This window comes from Mycolicibacter engbaekii (assembly GCF_002101585.1).
Classification (GTDB): Bacteria; Actinomycetota; Actinomycetes; order Mycobacteriales; family Mycobacteriaceae; genus Mycobacterium; species Mycobacterium engbaekii.
This window is the reverse complement of the sequence record NZ_LQOT01000019.1, coordinates 55,743-73,707: the sequence shown is the minus strand read 5'-3', so window position 1 is coordinate 73,707 and position 17,965 is coordinate 55,743. Positions and strand designations below refer to the sequence as shown.

The following is a 17,965-nucleotide window of genomic DNA, read 5'->3' as shown; positions in this document are numbered from 1 at the left end:
GGATTTACGAGAGTTTTGAACAGCGATACAGGAAGCCGGTAGATGCCAACCATTCAGCAGCTGGTCCGCAAGGGCCGCCGCGACAAGGTCGCCAAGGTCAAGACCGCGGCCCTCAAGGGCAGCCCGCAGCGTCGGGGCGTGTGCACCCGCGTGTACACCACCACTCCGAAGAAGCCGAACTCGGCGCTTCGCAAGGTGGCGCGCGTCAGGCTGACCAGCCAGGTGGAGGTGACCGCCTACATCCCGGGCGAGGGTCACAACCTGCAGGAGCACTCGATGGTGCTGGTGCGTGGTGGGCGTGTGAAGGACCTGCCGGGTGTGCGCTACAAGATCATTCGCGGCTCGCTGGACACCCAGGGAGTCAAGAACCGCAAGCAGGCCCGCAGCCGCTACGGCGCGAAGAAGGAGAAGAGCTGATGCCGCGCAAGGGCCCCGCACCCAAGCGTCCGCTGGTCAACGACCCGGTCTACGGATCCCAGCTGGTCACCCAGCTGGTCAACAAGGTGTTGCTCGACGGCAAGAAGTCGCTGGCTGAGCGCATCGTCTACGGCGCTCTCGAGCAGGCTCGGGAGAAGACCGGCACCGACCCCGTCGTGACGCTCAAGCGTGCGCTCGACAACGTCAAGCCGGCTCTGGAGGTCCGCAGCCGCCGCGTCGGTGGCGCCACCTACCAGGTGCCGGTCGAGGTGCGCGCCGAGCGCTCCACCACCCTGGCGCTGCGCTGGCTGGTGAGCTTCTCGCGGGCACGCCGGGAGAAGACCATGGTCGAGCGGCTGGCCAACGAGATCCTGGACGCCAGCAATGGCCTCGGCGCCGCGGTCAAGCGGCGCGAAGACACCCACAAGATGGCCGAGGCCAACCGGGCGTTCGCGCACTACCGCTGGTGATCACGTCGGCGTAACCGCTGACGCGCACTGGCGACAACAAGCAACCGAAGTTACCGAAAGAGTGGGAAGACTGCTGTGGCACAGGACGTGCTGACCGACCTGAGCAAGGTCCGCAACATCGGCATCATGGCGCACATCGATGCCGGTAAGACGACGACGACCGAGCGCATCCTGTACTACACCGGTGTCAACTACAAGATCGGTGAGACGCACGACGGTGCCTCCACGACCGACTGGATGGAGCAGGAGCAGGAGCGCGGCATCACCATCACCTCCGCCGCGGTGACCTGCTTCTGGAACAAGAACCAGATCAACATCATCGACACCCCCGGGCACGTCGACTTCACCGTCGAGGTGGAGCGCTCCCTGCGGGTGCTCGACGGCGCGGTCGCGGTGTTCGACGGCAAAGAGGGCGTGGAGCCGCAGTCCGAACAGGTGTGGCGGCAGGCCGACAAGTACGACGTGCCCCGGATCTGCTTCGTCAACAAGATGGACAAGCTCGGTGCGGACTTCTACTTCACCGTGCGCACCATCGAAGAGCGGCTCGGCGCCCGGCCCCTGGTGATCCAGTTGCCCATCGGCGCGGAGAACGACTTCGAGGGCATTGTCGACCTGGTCGAAATGAACGCCAAGGTGTGGCGCGGCGAGACCAAGCTCGGGGAGACCTACGAGACCGTCGAGATCCCGGCCGACCTGGCCGACAAGGCGGAGGAGTACCGCACCGCCCTGCTGGAGACCGTCGCCGAGACCGACGAGGCCCTGCTCGAGAAGTACCTGGGCGGCGAAGAGCTCACGATCGAAGAGATCAAGGGCGGCATCCGCAAGCTGACGGTCGCCTCGGAGCTGTACCCGGTGCTGTGCGGCAGCGCCTTCAAGAACAAGGGTGTCCAGCCGATGCTGGACGCGGTGATCGACTACCTGCCGTCGCCGCTGGATGTCGAGTCGGTGCAGGGTCACGTGCCCGGCAAGGAAGACGAGATCATCAGCCGCAAGCCCAGCATCGACGAGCCGTTCGCGGCGCTGGCGTTCAAGATCGCGGTGCACCCGTTCTTCGGCAAGCTCACCTACGTCCGGGTCTACTCCGGCCGGGTCGAGTCCGGCGCTCAGGTGGTCAACTCGACCAAGGGTAAGAAGGAGCGGCTGGGCAAGCTGTTCCAGATGCACTCCAACAAGGAGAACCCGGTCGACTCCGTCTCCGCCGGCCACATCTACGCGGTGATCGGTCTGAAGGACACCACCACCGGCGACACGCTGTGCGACCCGAACAACCAGATCGTGCTGGAGTCCATGACCTTCCCGGCTCCGGTCATCGAGGTGGCCATCGAGCCGAAGACCAAGAGTGACCAGGAGAAGCTGGGCCTGGCGATCCAGAAGCTGGCCGAAGAGGACCCGACCTTCAAGGTCCACCTCGACCCCGAGACCGGTCAGACCGTGATCGGCGGTATGGGCGAGTTGCACCTGGACATCCTGGTGGACCGCATGCGCCGCGAGTTCAAGGTCGAGGCCAACGTCGGCAAGCCGCAGGTGGCCTACAAGGAGACCATCCGCCGCAAGGTGGAGAAGGTCGAATACACCCACAAGAAGCAGACGGGTGGTTCCGGCCAGTTCGCGAAGGTAATCATCGACGTCGAGCCGTTCACCGGCGAAGACGGCGCGACCTACGAGTTCGAGAACAAGGTCACCGGTGGCCGCGTGCCCCGCGAGTACATCCCCGCGGTGGACGCCGGCGCTCAGGACGCCATGCAGTACGGCGTGCTGGCCGGTTACCCGTTGGTCAACATCAAGGTCACCCTGCTCGACGGTCAGTACCACGACGTCGACTCCTCCGAGATGGCGTTCAAGGTTGCCGGCTCGCAGGCGCTGAAGAAGGCTGCCGCAGCTGCGCAGCCGGTGATCCTGGAACCGATCATGGCCGTTGAGGTCACCACGCCCGAGGACTACATGGGCGATGTGATCGGTGACCTGAACTCCCGCCGTGGTCAGATCCAGGCCATGGAGGAGCGCAGCGGTGCGCGCGTCGTCAAGGCGCTGGTGCCGCTGTCCGAGATGTTCGGCTATGTCGGAGACCTCCGGTCGAAGACCCAGGGCCGGGCGAACTACTCCATGGTTTTCGACTCCTACGCCGAAGTGCCGGCGCAGGTGTCGAAGGAGATCATCGCGAAGGCAACGGGCGAGTAACCAGCTGCCCGCCCGTGCCGCTACGGTGGCACAAACCAGAAAAGATCAATCCTGCTGTAACCCAGCACCAACAAGTCCAGGAGGACAAGAAGTGGCGAAGGCGAAGTTCGAGCGGACGAAGCCGCACGTCAACATCGGGACCATCGGTCACGTTGACCACGGCAAGACCACGCTGACCGCGGCTATCACCAAGGTTCTGCACGACAAGTACCCGAACCTGAACGAGTCCCGCGCGTTCGACCAGATCGACAACGCTCCCGAAGAGCGCCAGCGTGGTATCACGATCAACATCTCCCACGTGGAGTACCAGACCGAGAAGCGGCACTACGCCCACGTCGACGCGCCGGGCCACGCCGACTACATCAAGAACATGATCACCGGTGCCGCCCAGATGGACGGCGCGATCCTGGTGGTCGCGGCCACTGACGGCCCCATGCCGCAGACCCGCGAGCACGTGCTGCTGGCCCGTCAGGTGGGTGTGCCCTACATCCTGGTGGCGCTGAACAAGTCCGACATGGTCGACGACGAGGAGCTGCTCGAGCTCGTCGAGATGGAGGTCCGCGAACTGCTGGGCGCCCAGGAGTTCGACGAGGAGGCCCCGGTGGTCCGGGTGTCGGCTCTGAAGGCCCTCGAGGGTGACGAGAAGTGGGTCAAGTCCGTCGAGGACCTGATGGACGCCGTCGACGAGTCCATCCCGGACCCGGTCCGCGAGACCGACAAGCCGTTCCTGATGCCCGTTGAGGACGTCTTCACGATCACCGGTCGTGGCACCGTTGTCACCGGTCGTGTCGAGCGTGGCGTGATCAACGTCAACGAGGAAGTCGAGATCGTCGGCATCCGTCCGGAGACCACCAAGACCACCGTCACCGGTGTCGAGATGTTCCGCAAGCTGCTGGACCAGGGCCAGGCCGGTGACAACGTCGGTCTGCTGATCCGTGGTATCAAGCGTGAGGACGTCGAGCGCGGCCAGGTTGTGGTCAAGCCCGGCACCACCACCCCGCACACCGAGTTCGAGGGCCAGGCCTACATCCTGTCCAAGGACGAGGGTGGTCGCCACACGCCGTTCTTCAACAACTACCGTCCGCAGTTCTACTTCCGGACCACGGACGTGACCGGTGTGGTGACGCTGCCGGAGGGCACCGAAATGGTGATGCCCGGTGACAACACCGAGATGAGCGTCAAGCTGATCCAGCCTGTCGCCATGGACGAGGGTCTGCGGTTCGCCATCCGCGAGGGTGGTCGTACCGTCGGCGCCGGCCGGGTCACCAAGATCATCAAGTAGTTCTCTTTCTGCGTCAGCAGAGGCGAAAGCCCCCTTCCCCGCGCGGGAAGGGGGCTTTCGTATTTGCCGGCGAGAACCCGACACGGCGATATTCTGTGCCACATGGTGTGGCGCTACGTGAAAGCCCAGTTCATGGTCCTGTTGTTCGGCGGGCTGGTGGGGCCCATCTTCCTGATCTGCTATCTGGGCTTCGGCAGGCTGGCGGGACTGGAATGGATGCTCTACTGGGGCATTGCGGTCACCTGTGCTGACGTCGTGGCCGCGGTGCTGTGGACCGGCTACGGAGCGAAGGCCGCGAGCCGGCAGCAGTACCTCGAACAGCACGGCGTGCTGGCCCTGGCGCAGGTGGTCGCCATTCACGAGACCTCGACCCGGGTCAACAACCAGCCCCTGGTCAAACTCGACCTGCACATCGAAGGGCCGGGTCTGGCGCCGTTCGACGCCCAGGACCGCGTGCTGGCCACCCTGAACCGGTTGCCGGTGATCACCGCGCGCCGGCTTGCCGTCCTGGTCGACCCCGCCACCAACGACTTCCGCGTCGATTGGCAGCGCAGCGCGCTGCTGGGCGGCACGGTCCCGGCACGGTTCACCCTCGCCGAGGACAACAAGACCTACGATCTGACCGGCCACACCGGCCCGGTGATGGAGATCCTGCAGATCCTGCGGGCGCACGGCGTCCCGGTGCAGGGCCAGATCGACATCCGCTCCGACCCGACGGTGCGCCAGCAGGTGGCCGCGGTGGTCCGCCGGGCCGCCGAGCAGAGCACCGAGGCGGCGGCGGGCCGGGACGGCGCCGAGCCGCGATCGGCGGGAGAGCGCCTGCAGGAATTGGAGGTGCTGCGCCGGGACGGAGTCGTCACCGACGACGAGTACCACCAGAAGCGCCAGCAGATCATCGCCGAGTTATGACGGGCCACGATCGGTAGAACACGTTCTAGATCGAGCTGTTAGCCTCGTCAGGTGAGCGAGAGCCAGAACCACAATCTGCAGGGCAAGGTGGCCTTCGTGACCGGCGCGGCGCGCGGTCAAGGCCGTTCTCATGCGATCCGGCTGGCGGCTGCCGGCGCCGACATCATCGCCACCGACATCTGCGGTCCGGTGTCGGACTCCATCACCTATCCCGCGGCCACCCCCGAAGATTTCGCCGAGATGGTCAGCGCTGTCGAGGCGCAGGGCCGCAAGGTGCTGGCCCGTCCGGTGGATGTCCGCGACGACGAGGGGCTGCGCAGCCTGGTCGCCGACGGCGTCGAGCAGTTCGGCCGCCTCGACGTCCTGGTGGCCAACGCCGGCGTGCTGAGCTGGGGCCGGCTGTGGGAGCTCACCGACGAGCAGTGGAACACCGTGATCGACGTGAACCTGACCGGCACCTGGCGCACCATCCGCGCGGCGGTGCCGGCGATGATCGCGGCCGACAACGGCGGATCCATCGTGATCGTCAGCTCCTCGGCGGGGTTGAAGGCCACCCCCGGCAACGGCCACTACGCCGCGAGCAAGCACGCGCTGGTGGGCCTGACCAACACACTGGCCCTCGAAGTCGGGGCGCACCGCATCCGGGTGAACTCGATTCACCCCTACTCGGTGGACACTCCGATGATCGAGCCGCAGGTGATGGCCGAGATCTTCACCGAGCGGCCGGACTACCTGCACGCGTTCCCCCCGATGCCACTGCACCCGCAGACGTTCATGACGCCTGACCAGGTCTCCGACGTGGTGGTTTGGTTGGCCGGCGATGGCTCTGGAATCCTGACGGGAGTCCAGATCCAGGTCGACAAGGGCGCGCTCAAGTACTGATCGCCTCTGGTCGGCAGAACAGGGGGATAGTGGTGCCCGACAACGGGATCGTCATCGTCGGCGGCGGCCTGGCAGCCGTGCGCACAGCCGAGGAACTGCGGCGCGCGGAATACGCGGGCCCGATCACGATCGTCTCCGACGAGACCCGCCCGCCGTACGACCGGCCGCCGCTGACCAAAGAGGTGCTGCGCGGCGAGCGTGACGACACCACGCTCGAGCCCCCCGAGTTCTACGCCCAGCACGACATCAGCCTGCGGTTGGGCTGCGGGGCCCGCAGCGTCGACACCGCGGCGCAGCAAGTGACCCTGGCCGACGGCACCGTGCTCGGCTACGACCACCTGGTGATCGCCACCGGGCTGGTGCCGCGGCGCATCCCGAGCCTGCCCGACCTCGACGGAATCCGGGTGATCCGGTCCTTCGAGGACAGCCTGGCGGTGCGCGACGACGCAGCCGGGGCGGGCCGGGCGGTGGTGATCGGGGCCGGCTTCATCGGTTGTGAGGCGGCGGCCAGCCTGCGCAAGCTGGGCCTGGAGGTGGTCCTGGTCGAGCCGCAGCCGGCGCCGCTGGCCGCGGTGCTCGGTGAGCAGATCGGCGAACTGGTGGCGCGGCTGCACCGGGCCAACGGCGTCGACGTCCGCAGCGGCGTCGGGGTGGCCGAAGTTCGCGGCGCGGGACGGGTCCAGACCGTGGTGCTCACCGACGGAACCGAACTTTCGGCCGACGTGGTGGTGCTCGGAGTCGGCTCGACGCCGGCGACCGAGTGGCTGGAGGGCTCCGGTGTGGAGCTGGACAACGGGGTGGTGTGTGACGCGACCGGCCGCACCAGTGCGCCGCGGGTGTGGGCGGTTGGCGACGTCGCATTCTGGCGGGGCCGCGAGGGGCATCAGGTGCGCGTGGAGCACTGGAGCAACGTTGTCGCCCAGGCCCGGACCATGGTCCCGAACATACTGGGCCGCGAGTCGCTGCACGACGTGGCGGTACCGGCGTATTTCTGGAGCGACCAGTACGACGTGAAGATCCAGTGCCTGGGCGAGCCGGAGGCCACCGACACCGTGCACCTGGTCGAGGACGACGGTCACAAGTTCCTGGCCTACTACGAGCGCAACGGCGTGCTGGCCGGGGTGGTGGGCGCCGGCCGGCCCGGCAAGGTGATGGGGGCCCGCGGCAAGATCGCCACGGGAGCCCCGATCTCCGAGGTGCTCACCGGATAGGCCGATCCGCCCACCGGCTCCGTGGAGAACGCTATTCTCTGTTTGGAGATTGCGAGGTGCAAGATGGCGGAGGTCCAGCGGTCCCGGCTCGACGGCGACCGGCTGGGGCGATGGCTCGACGCCCACGGCGCCCCTGGCCAGGGCGAGTATCCCCGGCTTGAACCGCTGACCGGAGGTTCGCAGAACACGCTCTACCGGGTGCGCCGGGGCGAGGCCGCCATGGTGCTGCGGATGCCCGGCCCGCGCGCTGACGCCGCCCGCATCGACGGGCTGCGGCGCGAGATCCGCCTGGTGCGGGCGTTGTCGGGCACCGACGTACCGCACGCGCAGCTGATCGCCGCTGACGACGGCGAGCTGCTCGGCACCCCGTTCTATGTCATGGCGGAGGTGACCGGCTGGAATTCGACCGGCAACGCCTGGCCGGCCCCGTTCGACTCGGACCGAGATGCCCGCCGCGGCCTGGCTTTCGAGCTGGTCGAGGGCGCCGCCCGGCTCGGCCGGGTGGACTGGCGGGCGCAGGGCCTCGAAGGGTTCGGCCGCCCGGACGGATTCCACGAGCGCCAGGTGGACCGATGGCTGGCATTCCTGGACCGCTACCGGGTGCGGGAGCTGCCGGGTCTCGACGAGGCCGCGGACTGGTTGCGCCGCAACCGGCCGCAGCACTACACCCCGGGCATCATGCACGGCGACTACCAGTTCGCCAACGTGATGTACGCCCACGGGGCACCAGCGAAACTGGTCGCCATCATCGACTGGGAGATGACGACCGTCGGGGATCCGCTGCTGGACCTGGCCTGGGCGTTGCTGGGCTACGACGGCGAGAACCCGCGCACCGACGGGTATTACGCCGACCTCGCCGGCATGCCGGCCCGATCCGAGCTGCTGGCGCACTACGAGCGGCTCAGCGGCCTGTCCACCGAGAACATCGACTACTACCTGGTGCTAGCCAACTGGAAGCTGGGGATCGTGCTGGAGAAGACCTACGCCGCCTCGGTCAGCGGCGCGGCGGTCGACCCGCAGATCGCCGCCGCCATGGGACCGATGATCCCGCAGTTGATCGGTGCCGCAGCCGAACTCGCCCGTTCCCTTCCGTCGAAGCGAGGTTGACATGGGCTACGCTGACACGCTCTTCGACCTGACCGACCGCGTGGTCCTGATCACCGGCGGCAGTCGCGGCCTGGGCCGCGAGATGGCGATGGCCGCCGCCCGGTGCGGCGCGGACGTGCTGATCGCCAGCCGCAAATATCAGGCCTGCCAGCTGGTCGCCGCAGAGATCGAGGCCGCCACCGGACGCTCGGTGATGCCCTACGCCGTGCACGTCGGGCGCTGGGATGAGCTCGACGGATTGGTCGATGCGGCCTATCAGCGGTTCGGCCGGGTCGACGTGTTGGTCAACAACGCCGGCATGTCGCCGGTCTACGACAAACAGACCGACGTCACCGAGAAGATGTTCGACGCCGTGGTCAACCTCAACCTCAAAGGGCCCTTTCGGTTGTCGGCGTTGATCGGTGAACGGATGGTGGCGGCCGGCCGGGGATCGATCATCAATGTCAGCACCCACGGGTCGCTGCGCCCGCACCCCTCCTTCATTCCCTACGCCGCGGCCAAGGCCGGCCTCAACGTCATGACCGAGGCGCTGGCCCAGGCTTTCGGGCCGACGGTGCGGGTCAACACCTTGATGCCCGGCCCCTTTCTCACCGACATCTCCAAAGCCTGGGATTTCGGACAGGCCGCCAACCCGTTCGGCTCCGCGGCATTGCAGCGCGCCGGGAATCCGCCCGAGATCGTCGGCGCAGCCCTGTTCTTGATGTCGGATGCCTCCAGTTTCACCACCGGCTCGATCCTGCGGGCCGACGGCGGCAGTGCCTGAGGCACAGACGAAAGGAACGAAGCGATGGCGTGGGACTTCTCCACCGAACCGGAGTTCGAGGCCAAGCTCGACTGGATCCGTTCATTCGTGCGCGACGAGGTCGAACCACTGGAAGTGCTGTTTCCCGGCTGCGAATACCTGCCGCTGACCGAGGAACGCCGCCGTATCGTCGACCCCCTCAAGGACCGGGTGCGCGAGCAGGGGCTGTGGGCTCCGCACCTGGGTCCCGAGCTGGGCGGTCAGGGATTCGGGGCGGTCAAACTGACCCTGATCAACGAGATCCTCGGCCGATCCAGCTGGGCGCCGATCGTGTTCGGCACCCAGGCCCCCGACACCGGAAACGCCGAGATCCTGGCCCGCTTCGGCACGCGCGCCCAAAAAGACCGCTACCTGGCGGGGCTGCTGTCGGGGGAGATCTTCTCCTGTTTCTCGATGACCGAGCCGCAGGGCGGCGCCGACCCACGGGTGTTCACCACCAGGGCCCGGCGGGCCGGACCCGAAGACGATGCCGACTGGGTGATCACCGGACGCAAGTACTTCTCCTCCAACGCCTCGGTGGCGTCGTTTTTCATCGTGGTGGCCATCACCGACCCGGATGTGCCCGTGCACCGCGGGGCGTCCACCTTCCTGGTCCCGGCCGACACCCCCGGCCTGGTCATCGAAGCCACCCATCACCTGGTCGGCTCGCATCCCCACGAGGCCGGGCATTCGCTGGTGCGCTACGACGACGTCCGGGTGCCGGCCGACGCGATCCTGGGGGAGCCGGGGCAAGGATTCCTGATCCTGCAAAGCCGGCTGGCCGGCGGCCGCCTGCATCACGCCATGCGCTCGATAGGCGTGGCGCAGCGCGCCATCGACATGATGGCCCGCCGCGCCAAAAGCCGCTTCACCCAGGGCAGTTCGCTGGCCGACAAGCAGCTCGTGCAGGCCTTCATCGCCGACTCCTACGCCGAACTGGTCCCGTTCCGGCTGACGGTGCTGCACGCCGCGTGGCTGATCGACTCCGGCGACGAGAAGGCGGCCCGGGCCGAGATCGGCGTCTGCAAGATCCTGGCCTCGCAGATACTCAAGTCGATCGGGTTGCGCGCCATCCAGGTGCACGGCGCCATGGGCCTGACCGAACAGCTGCCGCTGACGAATGTGCTGCTGGGCGGAGTGGCGCTGGGTCTGGCCGACGGCCCCACCGAGGCGCACAAGGTGAACCTGGCCCGGCTGCTGCTCAAGGACTACGAGGCCGAGGATCCGGAGTGGCCCAGCGAGTTCCTGGACAACCGCCTCGCGGCCGCCCGCGCGAAATACGGCCACCTGCTCGACGAGATCCCCGCGGTGCCCAGACCATGAGCCGGGTCGAGGCGGCGGTGCACCGCGCGCTCGACGACCGGCAGCGCGAGGCCACCGCCGAGGTGGAGCGCATCCTGGCCGCTGCGGTCACGGTGTTGCAGCGCAGCGCGCCCGACCCACCCCGGGTCTGCGACATCGTCGCCGAGGCGGGCTCGTCGAACAAGGCGTTCTACCGCTACTTCGCCGGCAAGGACGACGTGATCCTGGCGGTGATGGAACGCGGCGTCGCGATCGTGGTGTCCTACCTGGAACACCAGATGGCCAAGGAACGCACGCCGGCGGCCCAGGTCGCGCGATGGATTCGCGGTGCCCTGGCGCAGCTCTCCGACCCGCACCTGCTGAGCCTGAGCCGCGCCGCCAGCACCCAGCTGGAGGCCGGCGGGCAACGGCGGTTATCCGACCAGGAGATCCTGGCGCCGTTGCGCGATCTGCTCACCGCGCCGGTTGCCGCGCTCGGCGGCGACGACCCCCGCCGGGATGCCGACCTGATCTTTGGCGCTACCTTGTCGACCATGCGTGGCTACCTCAATACGGGTCGCCGGCCTGCGCCGGCCGATGTGGATCATCTCGTGTCGTTCTGCCTGCGTGGGCTGGGGGCTCACTGATGCGCGCGATCGTCTGCGAGCGCTACGGGCCGCCCGAAGACCTGGTGCTGCGGGAGCTGCCGAATCCGGAGCCCGGGCCCGGCACCATGGTGGTCCGGGTGCGCGCGGCGGCGGTCAACTTCCCCGACGTGCTGATGATCGACGGCAAGTATCAGATCAAGATCCCGGTGCCGTTCACCCCCGGCAGCGAGCTGGCCGGTGACGTGCTGGCGGTCGGGGAGGGCGTGGCCTTCGCGCCCGGCGACCGGGTGGTCGGCACGTCGTTCGTGGGCGGCTTCGCCGAGCAGGCGCTGGTGCCCGCCGCGGTCGCAACACCGATCCCCGAGGGCATCGACTACGCGGCCGCGGCCGGGTTCGGCGTCACCTACCGCACCGCCTACCACGCGCTGCGCTCGGTGGCCCGCGTCGGCGAAGGCGACTGGGTGGTGGTGCTGGGCGCGGCCGGCGGCGTCGGGCTGGCCGCCGTCGACCTCGGCGTGGCAATGGGCGTCAAAGTGCTCGCGGCGGCCTCAAGCCCGGAGAAGTTGGAGGTGTGCCGGCAACGCGGCGCGGCGGCGACCGTGGACTACGACCGCGAGGACCTCAAGACGCGCATCCGCGAGATCACCGGCGAGGGCGCGCAGGCGGTGCTGGATCCGGTCGGCGGGCCCTACGCCGAGCCGGCGCTGCGCAGTCTGGCCCGCGGCGGGCGCTTCGTCACGCTCGGCTACGCCTCCGGCGTCATTCCCGCGATCCCGCTGAACCTGGTGATGCTCAAGGGCATCACCGTGCAGGGCATGGAGATCCGCACCTTCGCCACCGACTATCCCGAATGCAATGAGCGCGACCTCGCCGAGCTGCAGCGATTGTTCGCCGAGGGCACGGTCAGCCCCTACATCGGTGCCCGTTTCCCCTTGGCCGAGACCGCGGCCGCGCTGCGCTACGTCGCCGACCGCAAGGCGGTCGGCAAGGTGATCATCGACGTCTGACCCAGACCAGGGTGTGCCGGCCCGTCACCCCGTCGGTGGTGGTGGTCGCCGACAGGGTCAGCCGGTCGCCGTCGACGCGCGCCTGCCGCACCTGCGGTGCCGCCAGCAGCTGCGGCAGCATCGACACACTGACCTCGTGCCGCACCGTCGCGGTGTCTTCGTCGACGTGGAAACGGCCGCCGTAGGCGATATAGGAGGACGACATGCCGTCGCGCACAGCCTCCTCGGCGCTCCCGGTCAGCTGCGCGGACATGTAGCCGTCGCCGGTGTAGAGGATCAAGCCGCGCGGCTGCGTGCCCAGGGGATGCGACACCGCGCCGGTGGCGGTGTCGACGGGCTCATACCGCGGTCCCAGCTTCGCCTCTCCTGCGTCGAGCCTCGCTGAACCGCGGGACTCGAACGACAACAGCTCCCAGCCGCCGAGCATGGCCTCGCGCAGGGTGCTCATCAGGGCATGATGACGGTTCGGGCCACCGGCTCGGCGGCGGCCTGGCGGCTGCGCAGACCGCGCTGCAGGGCGCACAGCAGCGCGTCGCGGGTCTCGCGGGGATCGATGAGCTCGTCGAAGCCGAGCTGCTGGGCGGAGTGGTAGGAGGCCTGCAGTTCGGTGTCGCGCAGCTTGGCCGCCAGATCCTCCCCGGCGTGCGAGGCCGCGCTGAGCGCCGCGGCGCTCATCGCGCCCATCGTCGCCCCGGGATAGGCGAAGGTCGCGACCTGCGCGTCGAAACCCAGCAGCGACATCACCATGGAACCGAACCCGTAGGCCTTGCGCAGGGTCAGATGCAGCTTCAAGGTGGTGGCCGCGGTCTGGGCGGCGAACATCCGGGCACCGGCCCGCAGCACCCCCGCGCGCTCCGAGCGGCTGCCGGGCAGCATGCCGGGATTGTCGGCCAGGAACACGATCGGCAGGTGGAAGGAATCGGCCACCATGATGAAGTGCGCCGCCTTGTCCGCGGCGTCGGTGTCGATGGAACCGGCCAGCACCTGCGGCTGGTTGGCCACCACCGCAACCGGATGGCCGCCCAGATGCGCCAGTGCGCAGACGATCGCGCGGCCGAACCGCGGTTGGACCTCGAACCAGTCGGGCCGGTCGAAGACGACGTCGAGCACCGAGCGCATGTCGTAGACGCGGCGGTTGTCGCGCGAGACGATGTCGAGCAGTTCGGGTGTGGCCCGTGATTCGGCGGCGGAGTCCGGTGCCAGCGACACCGGATAGGACCAGGCGCTGGACGGAAAGTAGGACAGGTAGCGGCGGATGTCGTCGAGCACCGCCGCGTCGTCTGCGCCGAAGTTGTGCACCACACCGCTGGTCAGCGCCACCTCGGGGCCGCCCAGGTCTTCTTTGGAGATCACCTCGCCGGTGGACTCTTTGACCACCGGCGGGCCGGCTGTGAAGATCGCGCCGTGCGGGCTCATGATCCGGAAATCGCAGACCGGGCCGACCAGGGCGCCGTGCCCGGCCGACGGGCCGAGTACCGCGGCGACTGTCGGCACCTTGCCCGAGCACTGCGCCTGGGCCAGCAGGTCGGTGGGGGTGCGGCCGTAGTGTTCCCCGGTGGGCCGGAACCCGGCGCCCTCGAGCAGCATCACCAGCGGGATTTTGTCGCGCAGCGCCAGTTCGGCGATGCGGTAGCGCTTGGCGTTGCCGCCGGGGCCGATACTGCCCGCCAGCGTGGTGAAGTCCTCGGCCCCCACCATCACCGGCGAGCCGTTGATGAGCCCCGATCCGGCCACGATGCCGTCGGCGGCGATCTGACCGCCGACCATGGAGCCCAGTTCCCGGAAGCTGCCGGGATCGAGCAGGTGACCGATGCGTGCGCGCGCGTCGAGTTTGCCGGCTGCCCGGTGTTTGGCCACCCGCTCGGGGCCGCCCATGGCCCGGGTGTGCTGCCGCCGCCGGTCGAGGTCCTCCAGGGTTTCCTGCCAGTCCTGGGCGTTCATCATCTGCGGCGTCCTCTTTCGTTGACCATACTGAAATTCTTACTGTAGCGTCTGCGGGCATGGCTGGAAGCGGCTTGCGGGGGCTCGCCCAGGATTCTCATCGGGCTGAGCGTTCGGATGAGCTCGGTTGGGCCACAGCCGAGTTGGTGAAGCCGTGAACGCGCGGACCGCGATACCCCGGCATCCGCGCGACGTCACCGGTCAGTGGCTGTCGACGGTGCTGAGTGCCCGCGGCGAACCGGTCGAGGTGGCCTCGGTCGATGTCGTCGCCGTCGGGACCGGACAGACCGGCGCCACCTACCGGGTGCTGGCCGACTACCGCGACAACCCCGCCGGGCTGCCGGGCAGTTTCGTGATCAAGCTACCGGCCGCCGATGACGCCGTGCGGGATCGCGTCGTCCTGGGATATCGCAGTGAGTGCGCCTTCTATCAGGACGTCGCCGCGCGGGTGAAGGTACCGATACCGCAGTGCTTCCATTGCGACATCAACGAGGATGCGACCGAGTACGCCCTGCTGCTCGCCGATCAGTCGCCCGCGGTTCAGGGCGATCAGATCGCCGGCTGCGACCAGCACCAGGCCCGGCTGGCGGTCACCGCTCTGGCCGGCCTGCACGCGCCGACCTGGTGCGATCAGCGCTGGCTGACCTTCTCCGGGCTGGCCATGTCCCAGCTGGATGCCGACGGCGCCAGGGGGATGGGCGACATCGCCCGGATGTGCGCCGCGACCACCGTGCAGCGGCTCGGCGCCCAGCTCGGCGACGCCGACTGCGCGACGCTGACCGCTGCCCTCGACCTGGTCACCCCGTGGCTGTTGGCGCCGCTGGGCCGCTTTGCGCTGATCCACGGCGACTACCGGCTGGACAACATGCTGTTCAGTCCCGACGGCGAAGCGATCTGGGTGGTGGACTGGCAGACGCTGGGGGTCGGGCTGCCCGCCCGCGACCTGGCTTTTTTCACCGGCACCAGCCTGGAACCCGAGCTGCGCAAGCGGATCGAAGCCGATCTGGTCGCCGAGTACCACAGCGCGTTGCTGGGCCATGGTGTCACCGGCTATGACCGGGAAACCTGTTGGCAGGACTACCGTTTCGGCGCGCTGCAGGTGCCGCTGATCTGCGCGCTGGGCCTGGTGTTCGCGACCGGCACGGACCGCGGCGACGACATGTTCGTGACGATGCTGCGGCGAGGATGCCAGGCCATCCGTGATCTGGGCACGCTGGAGCTGGTGGCCGAGCTGGCCGGACGTTGACGACGAAGAAGGAGAGGTCGGCGCTGATGGATGCTCAACCGCAGGGGTCCTCCCGGTCGGGGCCACCCGAGGGGGACTGGCTGGGGACGCCCTACCTGACGCTGCGGCGGGAGGGTCCCATCGCCGTCTGCACCATCGACCGGCCCCAGGCCCGCAATGCGCTGACCCCCGCCATGTACTTCGGTCTGCGGTACGCGGTGGGCCGGGTCAATCAGGATCCGGAGCTGGCCGGGCTGTTGATCACCGGTACCGGCGATGTGTTCGCCCCCGGCGGCGACATGGGTGGCGGCGGCGCCGACGACTGGATCACCTTCGGTGCCGCGCTGGGCATGGACATCACCCCGTTCGACACCCTGCGCGCTTCGGTCAAACCGGTTGTCTGTGCGGTCAACGGACTGTGCCAGGGCGGCGGGCTGCAGATCGCGCTGTGCAGTGATATGGCGGTGGTCAGCGACCGGGCCACCTTCCGGGTGCCGGAGCTGTTCCGCGGGATCGCCGACACCTACTACAGCCAGATGCTGGCGCGCGTGATCGGGCCGGTCCGCACCCGGGACCTGATGTTCACCGGCCGCACCCTCGATGCGCGCGAGGCCCTGGACTGGGGCCTGGTGGCCCGGGTGGTCGCGCACGACGACCTGCCTGACGCCGCCCGCGAGGTGCTGGCGCAGTGCTGTCGCACCGCGCCGGCGGCGCGCGGGGTGGTCAAGGCCAGCCTGGACTCCTACCTCGGCCTGTTCGACCGGATCGGGATGAACACCAGCCTGGGCGCCCCGGAGGCCGTCGAGGGTTTCCGGGCGTTCAAGGAACGCAGATCACCACAGTGGGTCCACCCCGATCTGCAGGTCGACGGCCGGCTCTGAGGCGCATCGCTGCGTTTACGCAGAGTGAGAATCTGTGTGCAACAAAAGCAGAACCGGGTATCCCAAAATTCACAAATCCGATAGGATTCCACACGCAGTGACGCGGGAGGAGCCGGCCTGATGGGGATGAAGGACCTGATCCGGTGGTCCCCGGGGGCAGCGGCAGCTCGCCTGGCCGGCCCCATGGAGGCGGTCGGCGGACTGTTCACGATGTCGGTGGACGCGGTCAGGTTCGCGTTCCGGCGGCCGTTCCAGGCCCGCGAATTCGTCGAACAGTGCTGGTTCGTCGCCCGGGTCTCGCTGATGCCCACCCTGCTGGTGGCCATCCCCTTCACCGTCCTGGTCAGCTTCATCCTCAACATCCTGCTGCGTGAGCTCGGGGCCGCGGACCTGTCCGGCGCCGGGGCGGCCTTCGGTGCCGTCACGCAGGTGGGACCGATGGTGACCGTGTTGATCGTGGCCGGGGCCGGTGCCACCGCGATGTGCGCCGACCTGGGCTCGCGCACCATCCGGGAAGAGATCGACGCCATGGAGGTCTTGGGCATCAACCCGGTGCAACGGCTGGTGACACCGCGGATGCTTGCCGCCGGCCTGGTGGCGCTGCTGCTCAACAGCCTGGTGGTGATCATCGGCATCCTCGGCGGTTACGCCTTCTCGGTCTTCGTCCAGGACGTCAACCCGGGCGCGTTCGCGGCAGGCATCACCTTGCTGACCGGTGTTCCCGAGCTGGTCATCTCCTGCGTCAAGGCCGCGCTGTTCGGTCTGATCGCGGGCATGGTGGCCTGCTACCGGGGGCTGACCATCTCCGGCGGCGGCGCCAAAGCCGTGGGCAACGCGGTCAACGAAACCGTCGTCTATGCCTTCATGTCACTGTTCGTGGTCAACGTCGTGGTCACCGCCATCGGCATCAAGATGACGGCGCGCTGAGGCATGGCAGTGCGCAGTCTGCAAGCCGTCTACCCGCGCCTGACGCGGCAGCTCCGGCGCCCCATCACGGCGTTGAGCCAGGTGGGCGATCACACGCTGTTCTACGGCAGGGCGATCGCCACCACGCCGTTCGCCTTCGCCCGCTACCGCCGCGAGGTCATCCGGCTGATCGCCGAGATCAGCATGGGCACCGGCACCCTGGCGATGATCGGCGGCACCGTGGTGATCGTCGGCTTCCTGACCCTGGCGGCCGGCGGGACGCTGGCGGTGCAGGGATACAGCTCCCTGGGCAACATCGGCATCGAGGCCCTGACCGGATTTCTGGCGGCGTTCATCAACGTGCGTATCTCGGCTCCGGTGGTCGCCGGAATCGGCTTGGCCGCCACCTTCGGGGCCGGGGTCACGGCGCAGCTGGGGGCGATGCGCATCAATGAGGAGATCGACGCGCTGGAGTCGATGGCCATTCGCCCGATCGCCTACCTGGTCAGCACCCGCATCGTCGCCGGACTGGTGGCGATCGTTCCGCTGTATGCCATCGCGGTGATCCTGTCCTTTGTGGCCAGTCGCTTCACCACGGTGTTCCTGTTCGGGCAGTCGGCCGGGCTCTACGACCACTATTTCCGCACGTTCCTCAACCCCATCGACCTGTTGTGGTCGTTCCTGCAGGCGTTCCTGATGGCGATCACGATCCTGCTGATCCACACCTACTTCGGCTACTTCGCCGCCGGCGGCCCGGCCGGGGTCGGGGTCGCGGTCGGCAACGCGGTGCGGACCTCGCTGATCGTGGTGGTCTCGGTGACCCTGTTGGTCTCGCTGGCGGTCTACGGGGCCAGCGGAAACTTCAACCTGGCCGGCTGA

Annotated in this window: 18 protein-coding genes; 16 read left to right on the top strand and 2 right to left on the bottom strand. The window is 68.2% G+C overall.

Annotation, left to right across the window (positions count from 1 at the left end):
* Positions 1–42: 42 nt before the first annotated feature.
* The 12 genes from rpsL to AWC02_RS05130 all read left to right on the top strand — a co-directional run bounded on the left by rpsL (position 43) and on the right by AWC02_RS05130 (position 12,133).
* Complete coding sequence (rpsL, locus tag AWC02_RS05185) at positions 43–417, top strand: 30S ribosomal protein S12 (protein WP_046316940.1); 375 nt, start codon at positions 43–45, stop codon at positions 415–417.
* A complete protein-coding gene (gene rpsG, locus AWC02_RS05180; protein WP_046316943.1) occupies positions 417–887 on the top strand; it encodes a 30S ribosomal protein S7 in 471 nt (156 codons plus the stop codon). The genes rpsL and rpsG overlap by 1 nt, the downstream gene beginning before the upstream one ends.
* 75 nt (positions 888–962) lie before the next feature.
* Positions 963–3,065, top strand: coding sequence for an elongation factor G (gene fusA / locus AWC02_RS05175; RefSeq protein ID WP_085127719.1), 2,103 nt, complete (start codon positions 963–965; stop codon positions 3,063–3,065).
* 91 nt (positions 3,066–3,156) lie between these two features.
* The gene (gene tuf / locus AWC02_RS05170; RefSeq protein ID WP_085127718.1) at positions 3,157–4,347 is read left to right on the top strand and encodes an elongation factor Tu; all 1,191 of its coding nucleotides are present in this window, start codon (positions 3,157–3,159) and stop codon (positions 4,345–4,347) included.
* A gap of 102 nt (positions 4,348–4,449) precedes the next feature.
* Positions 4,450–5,256, top strand: a complete 807-nt coding sequence (locus tag AWC02_RS05165; RefSeq protein WP_085127717.1) for an SHOCT domain-containing protein — start codon at positions 4,450–4,452, stop codon at positions 5,254–5,256.
* A gap of 51 nt (positions 5,257–5,307) precedes the next feature.
* Positions 5,308–6,138 carry a mycofactocin-coupled SDR family oxidoreductase gene (locus AWC02_RS05160; protein WP_085127716.1) on the top strand — a complete coding sequence of 277 codons (831 nt, stop codon included), beginning with the start codon at positions 5,308–5,310 and terminating at the stop codon, positions 6,136–6,138.
* Positions 6,135–7,349: an NAD(P)/FAD-dependent oxidoreductase gene (locus AWC02_RS05155; protein ID WP_109560880.1), complete on the top strand. Its 1,215-nt coding sequence runs from the start codon at positions 6,135–6,137 to the stop codon at positions 7,347–7,349. The genes AWC02_RS05160 and AWC02_RS05155 overlap by 4 nt, the downstream gene beginning before the upstream one ends.
* 63 nt (positions 7,350–7,412) lie before the next feature.
* Positions 7,413–8,456 (top strand): phosphotransferase family protein, encoded by a 1,044-nt coding sequence (locus AWC02_RS05150; protein ID WP_085127715.1) that lies wholly within the window; start codon positions 7,413–7,415, stop codon positions 8,454–8,456.
* 1 nt (position 8,457) lies between these two features.
* Entirely contained in the window at positions 8,458–9,219 is a 762-nt protein-coding gene (locus tag AWC02_RS05145) for an SDR family NAD(P)-dependent oxidoreductase (RefSeq protein WP_085127714.1), read from the top strand.
* 24 nt (positions 9,220–9,243) lie between these two features.
* Positions 9,244–10,560, top strand: coding sequence for an acyl-CoA dehydrogenase family protein (locus AWC02_RS05140; RefSeq protein ID WP_085127713.1), 1,317 nt, complete (start codon positions 9,244–9,246; stop codon positions 10,558–10,560).
* The gene (locus AWC02_RS05135) at positions 10,557–11,165 is read left to right on the top strand and encodes a TetR/AcrR family transcriptional regulator (protein ID WP_085127712.1); all 609 of its coding nucleotides are present in this window, start codon (positions 10,557–10,559) and stop codon (positions 11,163–11,165) included. Before AWC02_RS05140 ends, AWC02_RS05135 begins: the two co-directional genes overlap by 4 nt.
* A complete protein-coding gene (locus tag AWC02_RS05130; protein WP_085127711.1) occupies positions 11,165–12,133 on the top strand; it encodes an NADPH:quinone oxidoreductase family protein in 969 nt (322 codons plus the stop codon). Before AWC02_RS05135 ends, AWC02_RS05130 begins: the two co-directional genes overlap by 1 nt.
* Here the strand turns inward: AWC02_RS05130 and AWC02_RS05125 are convergent.
* Positions 12,120–12,581 carry a lipocalin-like domain-containing protein gene (locus AWC02_RS05125; RefSeq protein WP_085127710.1) on the bottom strand — a complete coding sequence of 154 codons (462 nt, stop codon included), beginning with the start codon at positions 12,579–12,581 and terminating at the stop codon, positions 12,120–12,122. The two genes, AWC02_RS05130 and AWC02_RS05125, sit on opposite strands and share 14 nt — an antisense overlap.
* Entirely contained in the window at positions 12,581–14,077 is a 1,497-nt protein-coding gene (locus tag AWC02_RS05120) for an acyl-CoA carboxylase subunit beta (RefSeq protein WP_085127709.1), read from the bottom strand. The genes AWC02_RS05125 and AWC02_RS05120 overlap by 1 nt, the downstream gene beginning before the upstream one ends.
* Positions 14,078–14,228: 151 nt before the next feature.
* Here AWC02_RS05120 and AWC02_RS05115 point away from each other — a divergent pair, with 151 nt between their 5' ends.
* From AWC02_RS05115 to AWC02_RS05100, 4 genes are all read left to right on the top strand, one after another.
* Positions 14,229–15,320 carry a phosphotransferase family protein gene (locus AWC02_RS05115; protein WP_085127708.1) on the top strand — a complete coding sequence of 364 codons (1,092 nt, stop codon included), beginning with the start codon at positions 14,229–14,231 and terminating at the stop codon, positions 15,318–15,320.
* Positions 15,321–15,346: 26 nt separating this feature from the next.
* On the top strand, positions 15,347–16,180 hold the full coding sequence (locus AWC02_RS05110; RefSeq protein ID WP_085127707.1) for an enoyl-CoA hydratase/isomerase family protein: 834 nt from the start codon (positions 15,347–15,349) through the stop codon (positions 16,178–16,180).
* A gap of 120 nt (positions 16,181–16,300) precedes the next feature.
* Positions 16,301–17,107, top strand: a complete 807-nt coding sequence (locus AWC02_RS05105) for an MlaE family ABC transporter permease (RefSeq protein ID WP_085127706.1) — start codon at positions 16,301–16,303, stop codon at positions 17,105–17,107.
* Positions 17,108–17,110: 3 nt separating this feature from the next.
* The gene (locus AWC02_RS05100; RefSeq protein WP_085127705.1) at positions 17,111–17,965 is read left to right on the top strand and encodes an MlaE family ABC transporter permease; all 855 of its coding nucleotides are present in this window, start codon (positions 17,111–17,113) and stop codon (positions 17,963–17,965) included.

What these genes read in the sequence shown, in the direction of transcription:
- rpsL (WP_046316940.1), top strand. Translation starts at nt 43, where the DNA reads ATGCCAACCATTCAGCAGCTGGTCCGCAAGGGCCGCCGCGACAAGGTC.
- rpsG (WP_046316943.1), top strand. Translation starts at nt 417, where the DNA reads ATGCCGCGCAAGGGCCCCGCACCCAAGCGTCCGCTGGTCAACGACCCG.
- AWC02_RS05165 (WP_085127717.1), top strand. Translation starts at nt 4,450, where the DNA reads ATGGTGTGGCGCTACGTGAAAGCCCAGTTCATGGTCCTGTTGTTCGGC.
- AWC02_RS05150 (WP_085127715.1), top strand. Translation starts at nt 7,413, where the DNA reads ATGGCGGAGGTCCAGCGGTCCCGGCTCGACGGCGACCGGCTGGGGCGA.
- AWC02_RS05145 (WP_085127714.1), top strand. Translation starts at nt 8,458, where the DNA reads ATGGGCTACGCTGACACGCTCTTCGACCTGACCGACCGCGTGGTCCTG.
- AWC02_RS05140 (WP_085127713.1), top strand. Translation starts at nt 9,244, where the DNA reads ATGGCGTGGGACTTCTCCACCGAACCGGAGTTCGAGGCCAAGCTCGAC.
- AWC02_RS05135 (WP_085127712.1), top strand. Translation starts at nt 10,557, where the DNA reads ATGAGCCGGGTCGAGGCGGCGGTGCACCGCGCGCTCGACGACCGGCAG.
- AWC02_RS05130 (WP_085127711.1), top strand. Translation starts at nt 11,165, where the DNA reads ATGCGCGCGATCGTCTGCGAGCGCTACGGGCCGCCCGAAGACCTGGTG.
- AWC02_RS05125 (WP_085127710.1), bottom strand. Translation starts at nt 12,581, where the DNA reads ATGAGCACCCTGCGCGAGGCCATGCTCGGCGGCTGGGAGCTGTTGTCG.
- AWC02_RS05120 (WP_085127709.1), bottom strand. Translation starts at nt 14,077, where the DNA reads ATGATGAACGCCCAGGACTGGCAGGAAACCCTGGAGGACCTCGACCGG.
- AWC02_RS05110 (WP_085127707.1), top strand. Translation starts at nt 15,347, where the DNA reads ATGGATGCTCAACCGCAGGGGTCCTCCCGGTCGGGGCCACCCGAGGGG.
- AWC02_RS05105 (WP_085127706.1), top strand. Translation starts at nt 16,301, where the DNA reads ATGGGGATGAAGGACCTGATCCGGTGGTCCCCGGGGGCAGCGGCAGCT.
- AWC02_RS05100 (WP_085127705.1), top strand. Translation starts at nt 17,111, where the DNA reads ATGGCAGTGCGCAGTCTGCAAGCCGTCTACCCGCGCCTGACGCGGCAG.